Genomic DNA, 13,112 nt, shown 5'->3' with positions numbered 1-13,112 from the left:
TCGCTATCCAGTTCGAAGACCGGATGTCGCCGGGTTAAACCAAAACCCGTTTACACAAAATCCGGGACACCCCCGTGTTCGGAGAAGGAGGGTTTCACACATCCGTGGCTCTGGCGAGCACCATGCTTTTGGGGCACCCATGAATAAAAACTGCACGCTGTGGACACTTAGGGTAGCGTGTAACTCAGGCAGACCACTAACGCCGAAAGCACCAACCCGGCACTGACTCCGACCACTAACCCGCGAAACCACCTGGAACCCGGCCTCAACCCCGACCGACCGCCAAGCCAGAACCCATCCCCGAGCGCGAGCGAAAATTCAGTCCATTAACCAAACCGACTCATCAAGCTGAACCTCGTTGAGATTACAACCATCCCCACCACGATCCACAACAATAAAGTCGCTCACTTCGCCAAGTGCAATCAACGGATGATGCCAGACGCCCTTGGCATAATTCACCCCCTGCCATCCGCGAGTAACGAACCCGCGAATAGCAGATTCATCGAGCTCCCCGGCCGGCGCAACAACAATAAGATACGGCCGATCGTTGAGCGGCAAAAACGCCTGACTCCCCAACGGATGCCGCTCGAGCATCGAAACCTCAAACGGCAACACTCGCGGTTGCCCGCGAAACAGATTCACAAGCGCCCGCCCACCCTCATCTTCCACATCAATCCGGGCGAGATCGTGGAAACGAATCGTCGTCCCGAGATTAATCGGAATCTGCTTCGCCCCCTCAAGCTCGATGACATCGCCGAACGGTTCAAACGCTGCCCGGGTCAAGGGTTCAATCACCAGTTTTTTCATCGTAAAACCCATGTCATGCAAGCGCATCAGACAAGCGTGCCGAACAAGCGCAACCGAGATACACCACCGTCCGGATAAATGTTGAACCGCACATGCGTAACGGGACCCAACGCGGCCAACTCCGACTCGAACACATGCTGTTTGTCCATCTGCAACTTCTGCTCGCCAAGCAAGACCGGCCAGAACATGGCCTGCGTGACAAGCGAACTGTCCGTTCCACCCTTCACATACGCGCCCTGCAACGAACACCGGTCCGGATAATTGCCCTTGAAATGCGCCGTATCCACTTCAATTTTCTTGATCACGCCCGGCTGAGCAAGCGCCACGATGCACCAGTCGTTACCCGGCTCACGACGACGACGCGTCTCCCAGCCATCGCCCATATTTGCGCCGCGTCCAGGCATCAGCAAGGTCGAAGCCGGTCCGAAATGCTGGTTGTTCGCGCCAACAATGTACGCGCCATTTTCCATTGCCGCGAGATCGAATAGCTCGGTGCGGCTAGCGCTGCTCCAGTCAAGCTGCGGCTGTCCATACACACGCAACCGCGCAATTCCGCCATCCGGGTAAATGTTCACACGCAGATGCGTGAATGGCTGCTCGCTGGCGATGTCCACGTAATGATGCGTATTCCCCTGCAACGTCATGGACGGCACGACTTCTGTCCATTGCGTCGCTTGGGTCGGCGCGCCGTTCGCCACGTGCGCACCCTCGATGGATGCGGCCGGCGGAAAGTTGCCTGTGAAGTGGCTAGTATCGATATCAATACCCTTGATCACTCCCGGACGCGCCAGTTTCACCACACACCAGTCGAACCCGCTCACCCGCTTGCGACGCGTTTCCCAGCCATCCATCCACTTGCCGTTATCGTCGTATTTGCCCACGATAAACACCGCCGGCTCCGGGTTGAGCATCCGCTCTTTCGGTGCGAAGAATTCGTCGCTCGCTTCAAGCGCCTGCGCACCCAACCGCGGGTCCGCGAGATTCACATAACGGCGCGTGAATTCGGGCGCGTTTGCATCGAGTATAGGGGCGGCCATGATGTTTCCTTATAAGGTTTTGAAGGTGACGCGCTGCATTCAAGGGTTCGAACATTCAACCGTTCAGCGTTGATTAACCAAGCAACTCGTCGAGCCTGAAGCGCGCTATCCGGTAAATCTGCTGAAGACTTTCACGTAACTCGATGTCGCGGCCATGATGCAGGCGCGCCTCGAAGTTCGCGATAATGCCGTGGCGATCAAATCCGCGCACAGCCAGAATGAAGGGAAATCCAAACTTCTCGCGGTATGCGGCGTTAAGCACCTGCAACCTGTCGAACTCCTCCTGAGTGCAGAGATTCAGACCCGCGCCGCTTTGTTCGCGTGTGGACTCGTCCGTGAGTTCGCCACGCACCGCAGCCTTGCCGGCAAGCTCGGGGTGGGCGTTGATCAAAGCAAGCTGCCGCGTGTTGCCCGCCTGGTCGACGATCGTCATCATGACGTCGTGAAGCTGATCAACGCTCGTAAACGGCCGCTTCCAAAGCGCCGCTTCCGCCACCCACGGCGAGTGTTCGAAGATACCCGAAAGCGTACTGATAAACGCGCCGGCAGGCAGCGCATTGAGCTGGTCCAACGTGATCCGCACGATGCTCATGACGCGCTCACTCCCGCTGTGCCTTGATACGGATGATGCTCGCGCCAGTGCCGCGCAATATCCACCCGCCGTGTTACCCACACGCGATCATATTGCTCGATGTGATCGAGGAAACGCTGCAGCGCACGGAAGCGTCCCGGCCGACCCAGCAACCTGCAATGCATGCCGATGGACAACATCTTCGGCGCTTCGCTGCCTTCTTCGTAGAGCACGTCGAACGCGTCGCGCAGGTAGACGAAAAACTGCTCCGCCGTGTTGAAACCTTGCGGCGTGGCAAAACGCATGTCGTTGGTATCGAGCGTATAAGGCACGATCAGTTGCGGCGCCTTCGCGCCACCGCTGACCTCCACGTCCATCCAGAACGGCAGGTCGTCGCCGTAATAATCCGAGTCGTACAGAAAACCGCCATGCTCCGCCACCAGCCGGCGCGTGTTCGGACTGTCCCGCCCTGTGTACCACCCAAGCGGCCGCACGCCCGTCACGCGTTCAATGGCCTCCATGCCAAGCCGCATGTGCTCCGCTTCCTTCTCCGGCGACATGTCCTGGTAATGGATCCACCGGTACCCATGGCACGCAATCTCATGCCCCAGTTCGACGAACGCGCGGCCCAGATCCGGATGCCGATCGATCGCCATGCCCACGCCGAATACCGTCAGCGGCAAGTCCCGCTTTTCGAACTCGCGAAGGATGCGCCAGACGCCGGCGCGTGAACCGTATTCGTAGATGGACTCCATGCTCATGTGACGAGACGGGTAAGCCGCCGCGCCCACGATTTCCGACAGGAACTGTTCCGACGCCGGGTCGCCGTGAAGTACGCAATTTTCCCCGCCTTCCTCGTAATTCAGCACGAATTGCACCGCAATGCGTGCGTCCCCGGGCCAATTCGGCTGCACGGGGTACCGGCCGTAGCCGATCAGGTCGCGTGGGTACTTCGATTCATTCGACATGGCTGGATGAGTGCGTGGAAGTCGATGGAGCCGCACACGGTTGGAGACCCGCGCGACGATGGGTCAGTTTAGCGAAAACACATCGTCGCGCCCATATTCATACGCAGATATTGCAGGTCAGGCGAGATGTATGGTCCAGGCGTTTTATTGGGGTTTGCCTGGACTATAAGGCGCTAGCGCACCGTCATACTGCTTCGCCAGCGGGCGGGCGTAGTCACCGCGTTTCGACGTCCGCAACCTTAGCGCGACCAACGCTTCCGCCCATTTCACCGCCGTCGTCACGCCCTCGATAACCGGCGCGCCAATCGCGTCTTCAATCTCGTGGCAAAACTCCGCCATGCCCGCGCAGCCCAGGACGATCGACTCCGCATCGTCTTCCGCCAAGGCCTTTCGGCACTCTTCTATGATGATCGAGCGCGCCCTGGACCCGGGAATGTCCAGGTCCAGCACGGCTACATCGGTAGCACGGACGTTCTTGCAGAAACGCTTCATGCCGTAGCGCTCCGCCAGGTGCCAGGACATCGTGCAGGTGCGCTTCAAGGTGGTCACTACACTGAAACTCGGCGCTATGACGCTTGCCGCATGCATTGCCGCTTCCGCTATGCCGATGACCGGGCCCCTGGACAATTCCCTGGCGGCATATAACGCAGGATCGCCAAAGCAGGCTATGACGTAACCGTCCATACCCTCCTTCTCACCCTTTTCTATCTCCTGCAATAAGGCCAGTGAAGCGAGCGCTTCGTCGTAGTAACCCTCAATGGAGGGCGGCCCCATCGAGGCGCTGACGGAAATTATTTCCGTTCCTGCTGACGCTACTTCCCTGGCGCAACGATCCATCGCCAACGTCATGCGTTCCGTCGTGTTCGGATTGATCAGTTTGATGCGCATTTTGTTTTCCTTCCAGTTCCTGCAACCGACATTTGATTCGGATTACATATTACTTATTCAAACTCCCCGCGCACTACTGCTTGCAGTCGCCATCGCATCTGGGCGATTCTCCGAAGCGATGGCTCACCTGCTGCCGCGTTCTTGCTCTTACGCAAAATTCGACACCGAGTTCTTGTCCGCGATCATCCTGTAGAACAGCGCGCCCAATCCTGCACCTATGAACCACGAGAAGTTGCCGGCGCCTTCAAGGGACGGCAGCATCACGCAGGCCACCGCTATGGCTGCCGCGGGCAACAATGCGGCCACTGCGCGCCAGTTCACCCCATTGCTATACCAGTAGCGCCCTGTCTCCGATGTCGTGTATAACTCCTCCACCTTGATCCTGCCACGCTTCATCAGATAGAAATCAACGATGAGCACGCCATACAACGGGCCGATGAAACTGCCGAGTACGTCAAGCGTGTAGTGGATCACAGCAGGGTTGTTAAAGAGGTTCCACGGGGTTATGAAAATCGATGCCACCGCGGCCATCATCCCACCCATCCGCCAACTGATCAAACGCGGCGCCACATTCGAGAAATCGAAAGCTGGCGACACGAAATTCGCCACGATGTTGATACCAATCGTCGCTACCGTGAAAGTCAACGCACCCAGGATCACCGCCGTCGGCTGATCGATTCGGCCCACCGTTTCCACAGGGTCCGTAATCAACTGACCAAAGACCGGCAGGGTCGCGGCGGTCGTGACGACCGTCACCAGCGAGAACGCCAGGAAGTTGACCGGCAAGCCCCAGAAGTTGCCGCGCTTCACGCTTTTGAAACTCTTGCCGTAACGCGAGAAGTCGCCAAAATTCAGCATCGGTCCGGAGAAGTAGGAGACCACCAGGGATATGGCCGTGATCATGACCGGCACTACTTCCATACCGTGGTATTTCACGCCGCCCAGGTTCAGGCCAATGTTGCGCCAGCCCGCACGCCAGACCATGTAACCGGCCAGGATGAACATCACCACGTAGACTGCAGGACCCGCGAAGTCGATGAACTTCTTGATCATCTCCATCCCGCGCCAGAACACCACAGCTTGCAACACCCACAACATCATGAACCCGGCCCAGCCCAATGCCGACAACCCCACAAAACCGTATCTGTGGACATCGGCATAAGGCATCCATTGCGGCACAAATTTCAGCACCACGATGACCAGCGCGCTCGACGCCAGGAAAGTCTGGATTCCATACCATGCCACGGCGATCAAGCCACGAATGACTGCAGGAAGATTGGCCCCCAGCACCCCAAAGGTCACGCGGCACGCTACCGGATACGGGACACCCGCCTGTTGGCTCGGCTTAGCTATGAGGTTGCACAACAGGTTCACAATGCCAATTCCAACGAGCAATGAAATCAGCACCTGCCAGCTCGTCAGGCCTAGCGCAAACAAGCTTCCGGCGAACACGTAACCACCCACGCTATGCACGTCGGACATCCAGAACGCAAAGATGTTGTACGCACTCCACGTCTGATGTTTGAGCGGCGCAAGGTCGTCGTTATAGAGCCGGTCGCTATATCCTGCTGGATGATCAGGATTACTATTTGAATCGTCGTAGGATGGGATTTCCCCGCTGCCCGGGGTGGCACTTATCTGAACCATGACTTCTCCTTGAATGAACTCGGCAATCAAACCGCAAATAGTCGACTTCGTAGTGCTTTCGTATGGCAATACGCACCGTCGCGTGGTCAACGCTCAGCGCTTTCTTGTCGGTATGGGCTACACCGTCCGGCAGCCGCGAGCGAACCCGCGGCCAGACGCAATTCATCCACTCGGCACGCGCAACAACACGCATGCGTCCACGGAAAAGGCATGATGAAAGACCTCGCATTCATTGAATGCGGGCTATTAAATTCGTTCGGCTCTCAGATATGGGTAAAGCTGGTATTACTTCGCGCCCGGAGAGTGGTCGCGGTGGTGCTGCATGTCAGTTTGAAAATCAGGCGCTTTTATCGCGCTCGCTTACCTTCGGCTTCGAAAAGACTTCGCGTAAGTCGACCGCGCCGCGTGCGGGCCGGTCCAGCATCTTCAGTTCGACTTCCTGCAAGTGACGCGCCATCAGTTCGGCGGCCTTGGGCCCGTCGCCGGCATCGAGCGCGGCCAGAATATGTTCATGATCTTCAAAGCTGCACGAGCTTTTGCCAAGCGACTCATACAACGCTGATATCAGCGTGGAGCGCGCTACCAGCCCCGACAAGCATTCGCACAACACGGCATTACCGGTGAGCTGCGCGAGCTCCTTATGGAACTCGCCGGACAGCCGTATCCAGGACGAGAAGTCGCGGCTCTCGTACGCCTTGCGTTCACGTCCTATTGTCGTGCTGATCGACTTGAGCCGGCGCGTGCCATGCCCGGTACAGATCCGCTCGACGACCGCCATTTCAATGATTCGCCGCATTTCGAACACTTCGTGCACTTCCTGCACCGAAGGGCTTGCGACGAACGCGCCACGGTTCGGTTCGAGGTCGACCAGCCGTTCGCTCGCCAGTTGCGCCAGCGCCAGGCGCACGGTGCCGCGTTTTACATCGAATACTTCGCACAACTGTGCTTCCGTCAGCTTGGCTCCCGGAGCGAGACGGTGTTCGAGAATGGCGTCGCGAATATTCGCCGCAATCGATTCTGCCGTCGCGGCGGCGACCGAAGCCGCAGTGCCAATGACAGTTACTTTCGACAAATCTTTCAGTTTCGCTTCGGACATGGTCGTGTTCGCTCTATGTGATACATCTTATGACGGACATAAACATTGTCAACAATTTCAGAAAAAAATTTGCTTCATGAATAGGCGTCTTGTCGGAGCAATTCACTTAAGTCCCTTCTGGTAATGACTTTCGCGAATTATTTAAATGAATAAAACCATATTTTGCTGGATTTTTTGTTGACAATCAAATTCCCATTATTCGTGCGCATTTGCTCCCAAGCGGTGCAGCATGCAAAAAAAAGCGCCCTTTCGGACGCTCCTTCGATTTGCGCGATATGTGCTACGCCAGGTACGGATAATCAGAAAGCTTCATTTCGAATCCGTGCGACCGGGCCACCAGATGCGCAGTTGCGCCGAACGGCAGCGTCAGCAATTCGGGCACGTGCCCGAATTGCAATCCTGTCACAACCGGGATCCGGATCACCGACCTGACCTGTTCGAGCATCGTCTCGAACGTATAGCCGTTGTCGTACTCCGACAGTTTCCCGCCCGTGAATTCGCCCAGCACCAGCGCCTGCTGCCGCGCGAGAATCCCCGACTGATGCAGTTGGTAAATCATGCGTTCAACGCGATAAGGATGCTCATTCACATCTTCGATGAACAGAATCCCGCCTTCCACCGGCGGCATGTAGCGCGTGCCGATCAGCGACGCCATTATCGCCAGATTGCCTCCCCACAAAATTCCGGTCACGTCGACAGACTGGACCTGCGGCACGTGGCTCGTCACCTTGAACGACGGATGCGTGACCGCGTTCCAGAAATGCTCCATCGTGAACGCGCTCGGTTCTTCCGCGCCGAAATCCGCGGTGAGCATCGGGCCGCCAAAGCTCTTGACACCGGCAAGCGCGTATAGCGCCAACTGGATCGCGGTGAAGTCGCTATGGCCGACAATCGCGATCGGCTGATCTTGCAGGCGGCGCTGCAGGCCCTCGTAGTCCAGGCCATGCAGAATGCGTGTAGCGCCGTAACCGCCGCGCACCGCCAATATGATGTCGGGCAGGGGACGCGTTGAATCCGCGAGCCGGTTCAGGTCCGCCGCACGTTCGCCGTCAGTGCCGCCAAAACGTTGGTACCGACGGTGCGCCGCCGACGCATTCTCCAGCCGATGCCCCTGCGCGCGCAGGCGCCCCACCGCACGTTCAACCGCTTCAGAGTCGGGATAACCCGAAGGTGCGACGAGATCGATGGTACGTGCCTGGTGGGTCATGTGCGAATGGAAAGTGGTTCGATGGAGTCGGGTTGTCCGGCGTTGCGGGCGTCCCGCGCCTCACGCACGGCGCGCCGGCGTTCGGCAAAAAAACTGCGCAGCGCATTAGCGCATTCGTCGCCAAGCACCCCGCCGGTGACGCTGGTGTGGTGATTCAGATTGCCGATCGCGAATGCATCGACAACGCTCCCGCATGCGCCCGTCTTCGGATCGTGCGCGCCGAACACCACGCGGGCAATCCGCGCGTGCATGATCGCGCCCGCGCACATGATGCAGGGTTCGAGTGTGACGTAGAGTTCGCAACCCGGCAACCGGTAGTTTTCAAGCGCCAGCGACCCCGCGCGCAACGCGGCCATTTCAGCGTGCGCCGACGGATCATGAGCGCCGATCGGGTGATTGAAGCCGGTTGCGATGACTTCCTCGCCACGCACCAGCACCGCGCCGACCGGCACCTCGCCCAATGTGCGCGCTTGCTCCGCTGCAGCCTGCGCGAGCGCCATGAAACGGCGGTCGCGTTCAGCGGCAACAGTCAACGCGAGATCGGTTGCGGGTGTAAGGGTCACTTTTGGCCGGCCTCGGCTTGTGCATTCCCGCCGTTCCCCGAGAGACGCTCGGACAAACGTTCGGCAATGCGCCGCCGGTATTCAAGCGGCATGACGGTGCTGCCGCCGCGCAAGGATTCCAGCGCCATGTCGAGCGCCAGCATTTTCGCTTGCAGCTTGCGGCGGGTCGCGGGATCTTCGGTGCTGCCGGATTCACACTGCAGATCGCGAAGCGCGCGCAAATGTTCGACAGCAGGCGGCACGAAACCGGCATTTTTCATAATGCGGTTGGCAACACGGACTTCTTCGGGGACCAGCGCGTCATCGTCGAACTCGAGGGGTTCGCCCGCGCCGGGCAGATTGTCGAACTCACCGCGCGCGGCAGCGGCCGAAATTCGCTGTTCGACCAGGGCATCTAGCAGTTTCATCGGCGTTTTAGGTGCCGGCAACCGGTCTGTCGAACGTTTGTCGGAGAACGTTATCGAGCAGCAGGATCATGCCGGACTGTCACGTTTTGGGGTTGCGCTTCGCGGTGTCATCCACATTCAATGACCCGCCGGCTGCGTGGGAAGCCGGGTGAGCGATCCCGGCGCAACGCGCTTCGGGGATGCCAACTACCTAAGCTCCTATTCTATCAGGGGCCCGTGCACGGACGGAACGCGCCGGACAGAAGCGCGCCGCAAGGGGGAAAACAACCGCGCTAGGCAGGATCGATCGCCTTGCGTCGATAACCTTCAGTGGCGAGCAACAAACTTCGTGTGTATTCGTGCGCCACGTTTTGCTCACGGACGGCTTCAATGGGAAGCTGCTCCACGATCTCGCCGTCACGCATCACCGCGACCCGCTGACATAGAAACCCGACGACCGCCATGTTGTGACTGACGAGGATCATTGTCAGATGGCGTTCACGATGCAAACGACGCAGCAGGTTCAGGATCTCCGCCTGCACCGACACGTCGAGCGCGGACGTCGGCTCGTCGAGCAGCAGCACGCGCGGCTCCACGATCAACGCCCGCGCTATTGCCACGCGCTGGCGCTGCCCGCCCGACAGCTGATGCGCATACCGGAACCGGAAGGCGGGACCGAGGCCGACTTCGCGCAATGCGTCGAGAATCCGGGCGTCGTGGCGGTCCATGCCGTTGATCGTGAGCGGCTCCCGCAGCGTCTGGTCCACGGTGAAACGGGGATACAGCGAACCGTACGGGTCCTGGAACACCATCTGCACTTCGCGCCTGAACGCACGATCGATGTGTTTGCCGAGCGTATGGCGGCCAATCCGCATTGACCCGTTGGCGATGGGTACAAGCCCGGTCAGTGCGCGCAGCACGGTGGATTTGCCGGAGCCCGATTCGCCGACAAGTCCGAACACCTCGCCTTCGTCGACATGAAACGTCGCCGAGCGAACCGCATCGGCGAAACCGGTTTTCGTTTTAAAGCGCACCTGTACGCCGTTTGCTTCGATCATGGCGCAGCCTCGGTGAACCACGCGGGATCGCGCTGCAGCACCGGCAATTCGTCCGGCGGGTTGCGCAGCGGCGGACTCGCGGCCAGCAAACCGCGCGTGTACGGATGCTGCGCGTGGGCAAGATCGCGCGCCGCGCACGTTTCGACCACCCGTCCGCCGACCATCACCAGCACGCGGTCGCAGAACGACATGACCAGCGGCAAGTCGTGGCTGATGAAGATCAGCCCGGTGTTGTGCCTGGCGATCATCTCGTCGAGCACCGACAACACCTGCATGGAGACGAGCACATCGAGCGCGCTGGTCGGCTCATCGGCAATCAGCAACCGGGGGCCCGACGACACCATCATGGCAATCATCACACGCTGCCCCATACCACCCGACAACTCGTGCGGGTAGGCGTCGGCGACTCGCTGCGGATCGCGGATATGCACGGCCTCCAGCGCGGCGACAATGCGCTCACGCATGGCTTTCGCGTTCAGCTTCGGCGACTGCCGGCCGAACGCTTCGCGCATCTGTTGCGCAACCGTCATCACCGGATTCAGCGAGTACTTCGGGTCCTGCAGGATCATGCTCATCTGCGTGCCGCAAAGGCGTCGCCGCTCCTTCGGGCGCATCGCGAGCAGGTCGTGGTTGTCAAGCCGCATGGTGTCGGCCGACCAGCGTGCCGATGAAGGCAGCAGCCCGAGCAATGCCCGTCCGGTCAGCGATTTTCCCGACCCCGACTCGCCGACAATACCCAGCCGCTCGCCCCTCGCGAGTGTCAGGGAAATGCCGCGCACCGCCTCGGTCAGCGTGCCGTCATGGGCCTCGAATGCAATCCGCAGGTTATCGATCTCGCAGAGGGTATCGGCTTGCATGTCAGCCTCCTTGACGCGGATCGAAGACATCGCGCAGGCCATCGCCGAGCAGGTTGAACGCAAGGCTCACGAGCAGGATGGCAATGCCGGGAATGGTGGCCACCCACCACGCGTCGAGCAACACGCCCCGCCCCGACGCCACCATGAAACCCCACTCAGGACTCGGCGGCTGCGCACCGAGTCCGAGAAAACCGAGTCCCGCGACCGTCAGGATGATGCCGGCCATATCGAGCGTCGCGCGCACGATCACCGACGACGAACACAGCGGGACGATATAACGCAGCAGGATCCGCATGGACGACGCCCCTTGCAAGCGCGCCACGTGGATGAAATCGGCCTGCACGAGCCGCAGCGTCTCGGCGCGCGCGAGCCGCGCATACGGTGGCCACGCGGTGATCGAGATCGCGATCACCGCATTGATCACGCCGGGCCCGAGCGCCGCCGCAAACGCGAGCGCCAGCACGATCTTCGGAAATGCGAGCGCGATATCGGTCAGGCGCATCAGGACGGTATCGACGAAACCGCCGCAGAACCCCGCCGTTGTACCGATCAGCAAACCCACCGGCACGACCAGCACCACGACCAGGATCGCGATGCTCAAGGTCAGGCGCGAGCCGATCACTAGCCGCGCGAGAATGTCCCGGCCGAGTTGATCGGTGCCGAACCAATGCGACGGAGAACCAGGGGGCAGCAGCCGGTCGCCGAGCACTTGCCGCAGCGGATCATGCAGCGGCAATAGGGGGCCTATTGCGGCGAATACGATCAGCAACATCAGGGTCACGAGCCCGAACACGCTCAGCGGATTACTCGCGAAACGGCGCCAGCGCCGGTACGCCAATCCCAACGCGGCCTGCCTGCGCGACGCGGGGGTATCGGTGAGAAGCCATGCATGCCACTCTTTGCGGGGCTGCTTCATTGCGCGGGCGGAATTATCTGTGGATGGACGCACGTCATGAACCTCTGGCAGTCATCGGGCGCGCGGATCGAACACCCGATACAACGCGTCCGTCAGCAAGTTGAGCGTAATGAACGTGGCGCCGATCACGAGCGTGCTGCCCAGCACCGCATTCATGTCGGCGTTGAGCAACGCGCCGGTGAGATAGGAGCCTATGCCCGGCCACGCAAACACGATCTCCGTCAGCACGGAACCTTCCAGCAGATAGCTGTAAGCAAGCGCGATGACAGTCAGCAGCGGCACGGCGATGTTGCCAAACGCATGGCGCCAGATCACGCGGCGTTCGCTCAAGCCCATTGCCCGCGCCGTCACGATGTATTCCTGGCTCAACTGCTCGAGCATGAACGATCGGGTCATGCGGCTCAGGTACGCGATGGAATAGAACGCGAGAATGGCCGCGGGCAGCACAATGTGAGAGAGCGCATTCCTGAACACGTCCCACTCGCCCGCCAGGATGGAATCAACCAGCAGGCTGCCTGTCCGGGTGTCGACCAGACCGTCGTACAGCGGGTCGATACGGCCCGGCCCGGATACCCAATGCAACTTGGCATAAAACAGCAGCAAGCCCATCAGCGCGAGCCAGAACACCGGCAACGAACTTCCCGCCAGTCCGATGAAACGCGCGACGTGATCAATCCAGCGGTTGTGGCGCACAGCGGCCGCGACACCGAGCGGGACGCCGATCACGATGCCAATGAACGTGGACAGCGTGGCGAGTTCAAGCGTGGCCGGGAAGACGCGCTTGATGTCGTCTATCACAGGGTTCGACGTCAGCAGCGACATGCCAAGGTCACCATGCAGCACGTCGCGCACATAGATCAGGAATTGGACGATCAAGGGCTTGTCGAGCCCCAGCGCCACGCGCGCCGCTGCATACGCTTGCACCGATGCGCGCTCGCCCAGCATCGCAAGCAAAGGATCGATCGGAATCTTCCTGCCGATGAAAAACGTCACGCCGAGCAACCCGGTAAACGTGACGGCTAGCATCAGCAGCCAGCGCACGAAGAGCCACGTCCGGCGCACGCCGGCGTGGCGGGTGAGCACCCGTTGCAGACGCTGGAACGCGGAGAGT

Annotated in this window: 15 protein-coding genes; 1 reads left to right on the top strand and 14 read right to left on the bottom strand. The window is 59.9% G+C overall.

The genetic code is table 11. From position 1 onward, the window contains the following. Window positions 1–318: 318 nt before the first annotated feature. The 6 genes from AWB69_RS27135 to AWB69_RS27110 form a co-directional block, all read right to left on the bottom strand. Entirely contained in the window at window positions 319–807 is a 489-nt protein-coding gene (locus tag AWB69_RS27135) for an ureidoglycolate lyase (RefSeq protein ID WP_062089927.1), read from the bottom strand. Between the two features lie 26 nt (window positions 808–833). Then, the gene (gene alc, locus AWB69_RS27130) at window positions 834–1,844 is read right to left on the bottom strand and encodes an allantoicase (protein WP_062089914.1); all 1,011 of its coding nucleotides are present in this window, start codon (window positions 1,842–1,844) and stop codon (window positions 834–836) included. A gap of 73 nt (window positions 1,845–1,917) precedes the next feature. Beyond that, window positions 1,918–2,436 carry a 2-oxo-4-hydroxy-4-carboxy-5-ureidoimidazoline decarboxylase gene (gene uraD / locus AWB69_RS27125; protein WP_062089913.1) on the bottom strand — a complete coding sequence of 173 codons (519 nt, stop codon included), beginning with the start codon at window positions 2,434–2,436 and terminating at the stop codon, window positions 1,918–1,920. Beyond that, entirely contained in the window at window positions 2,433–3,383 is a 951-nt protein-coding gene (gene puuE, locus AWB69_RS27120; protein ID WP_062089912.1) for an allantoinase PuuE, read from the bottom strand. The genes uraD and puuE overlap by 4 nt, the downstream gene beginning before the upstream one ends. A 144-nt stretch (window positions 3,384–3,527) precedes the next feature. Next, window positions 3,528–4,271, bottom strand: coding sequence for an aspartate/glutamate racemase family protein (locus tag AWB69_RS27115; protein ID WP_062089911.1), 744 nt, complete (start codon window positions 4,269–4,271; stop codon window positions 3,528–3,530). A 147-nt stretch (window positions 4,272–4,418) separates the two neighbouring features. Then, window positions 4,419–5,918, bottom strand: a complete 1,500-nt coding sequence (locus AWB69_RS27110; RefSeq protein WP_062089910.1) for an NCS1 family nucleobase:cation symporter-1 — start codon at window positions 5,916–5,918, stop codon at window positions 4,419–4,421. 13 nt (window positions 5,919–5,931) lie between these two features. On the opposite strand from AWB69_RS27110, the gene AWB69_RS27105 reads away from it, so the two are divergent. Next, a complete protein-coding gene (locus tag AWB69_RS27105; RefSeq protein WP_062089909.1) occupies window positions 5,932–6,132 on the top strand; it encodes a hypothetical protein in 201 nt (66 codons plus the stop codon). A gap of 123 nt (window positions 6,133–6,255) precedes the next feature. Here the strand turns inward: AWB69_RS27105 and AWB69_RS27100 are convergent, their stop codons facing one another. From AWB69_RS27100 to AWB69_RS27065, 8 genes are all read right to left on the bottom strand, one after another. Beyond that, window positions 6,256–7,014: a GntR family transcriptional regulator gene (locus tag AWB69_RS27100; protein WP_082913613.1), complete on the bottom strand. Its 759-nt coding sequence runs from the start codon at window positions 7,012–7,014 to the stop codon at window positions 6,256–6,258. A gap of 280 nt (window positions 7,015–7,294) precedes the next feature. Continuing rightward, window positions 7,295–8,221: a muramoyltetrapeptide carboxypeptidase gene (gene ldcA, locus AWB69_RS27095; protein WP_062089908.1), complete on the bottom strand. Its 927-nt coding sequence runs from the start codon at window positions 8,219–8,221 to the stop codon at window positions 7,295–7,297. Continuing rightward, window positions 8,218–8,784 carry a tRNA adenosine(34) deaminase TadA gene (gene tadA / locus AWB69_RS27090; RefSeq protein WP_062089907.1) on the bottom strand — a complete coding sequence of 189 codons (567 nt, stop codon included), beginning with the start codon at window positions 8,782–8,784 and terminating at the stop codon, window positions 8,218–8,220. The genes ldcA and tadA overlap by 4 nt, the downstream gene beginning before the upstream one ends. Further along, the gene (locus AWB69_RS27085; protein WP_062089906.1) at window positions 8,781–9,191 is read right to left on the bottom strand and encodes a DnaJ family domain-containing protein; all 411 of its coding nucleotides are present in this window, start codon (window positions 9,189–9,191) and stop codon (window positions 8,781–8,783) included. The genes tadA and AWB69_RS27085 overlap by 4 nt, the downstream gene beginning before the upstream one ends. 272 nt (window positions 9,192–9,463) lie before the next feature. Continuing rightward, window positions 9,464–10,228, bottom strand: a complete 765-nt coding sequence (locus tag AWB69_RS27080) for an ABC transporter ATP-binding protein (RefSeq protein ID WP_062089905.1) — start codon at window positions 10,226–10,228, stop codon at window positions 9,464–9,466. Then, a complete protein-coding gene (locus AWB69_RS27075) occupies window positions 10,225–11,085 on the bottom strand; it encodes an ABC transporter ATP-binding protein (RefSeq protein ID WP_062089904.1) in 861 nt (286 codons plus the stop codon). The genes AWB69_RS27080 and AWB69_RS27075 overlap by 4 nt, the downstream gene beginning before the upstream one ends. Before the next feature lies 1 nt (window position 11,086). Continuing rightward, window positions 11,087–12,001: an ABC transporter permease gene (locus AWB69_RS27070; protein WP_062089903.1), complete on the bottom strand. Its 915-nt coding sequence runs from the start codon at window positions 11,999–12,001 to the stop codon at window positions 11,087–11,089. Between the two features lie 51 nt (window positions 12,002–12,052). After that, window positions 12,053–13,093, bottom strand: a complete 1,041-nt coding sequence (locus AWB69_RS27065; protein WP_231937244.1) for an ABC transporter permease — start codon at window positions 13,091–13,093, stop codon at window positions 12,053–12,055. Window positions 13,094–13,112: the final 19 nt, after the last annotated feature.

It is taken from the genome of Caballeronia udeis, assembly GCF_001544555.2.
Lineage (GTDB): Bacteria > Pseudomonadota > Gammaproteobacteria > Burkholderiales > Burkholderiaceae > Caballeronia > Caballeronia udeis.
Note: the sequence above shows the minus strand (reverse complement) of the source record. Positions and strands in the feature narration are given on the sequence as shown.

Coding starts and splice junctions, on each gene's coding strand:
- ldcA (WP_062089908.1), bottom strand. CDS start 8,221: ATGACCCACCAGGCACGTACCATCGATCTCGTCGCACCTTCGGGTTAT.
- AWB69_RS27075 (WP_062089904.1), bottom strand. CDS start 11,085: ATGCAAGCCGATACCCTCTGCGAGATCGATAACCTGCGGATTGCATTC.
- puuE (WP_062089912.1), bottom strand. CDS start 3,383: ATGTCGAATGAATCGAAGTACCCACGCGACCTGATCGGCTACGGCCGG.
- AWB69_RS27070 (WP_062089903.1), bottom strand. CDS start 12,001: ATGAAGCAGCCCCGCAAAGAGTGGCATGCATGGCTTCTCACCGATACC.
- AWB69_RS27115 (WP_062089911.1), bottom strand. CDS start 4,271: ATGCGCATCAAACTGATCAATCCGAACACGACGGAACGCATGACGTTG.
- uraD (WP_062089913.1), bottom strand. CDS start 2,436: ATGAGCATCGTGCGGATCACGTTGGACCAGCTCAATGCGCTGCCTGCC.
- AWB69_RS27100 (WP_082913613.1), bottom strand. CDS start 7,014: ATGTCCGAAGCGAAACTGAAAGATTTGTCGAAAGTAACTGTCATTGGC.
- AWB69_RS27105 (WP_062089909.1), top strand. CDS start 5,932: ATGAACTCGGCAATCAAACCGCAAATAGTCGACTTCGTAGTGCTTTCG.
- AWB69_RS27085 (WP_062089906.1), bottom strand. CDS start 9,191: ATGAAACTGCTAGATGCCCTGGTCGAACAGCGAATTTCGGCCGCTGCC.
- AWB69_RS27110 (WP_062089910.1), bottom strand. CDS start 5,918: ATGGTTCAGATAAGTGCCACCCCGGGCAGCGGGGAAATCCCATCCTAC.
- AWB69_RS27080 (WP_062089905.1), bottom strand. CDS start 10,228: ATGATCGAAGCAAACGGCGTACAGGTGCGCTTTAAAACGAAAACCGGT.
- AWB69_RS27135 (WP_062089927.1), bottom strand. CDS start 807: ATGAAAAAACTGGTGATTGAACCCTTGACCCGGGCAGCGTTTGAACCG.
- alc (WP_062089914.1), bottom strand. CDS start 1,844: ATGGCCGCCCCTATACTCGATGCAAACGCGCCCGAATTCACGCGCCGT.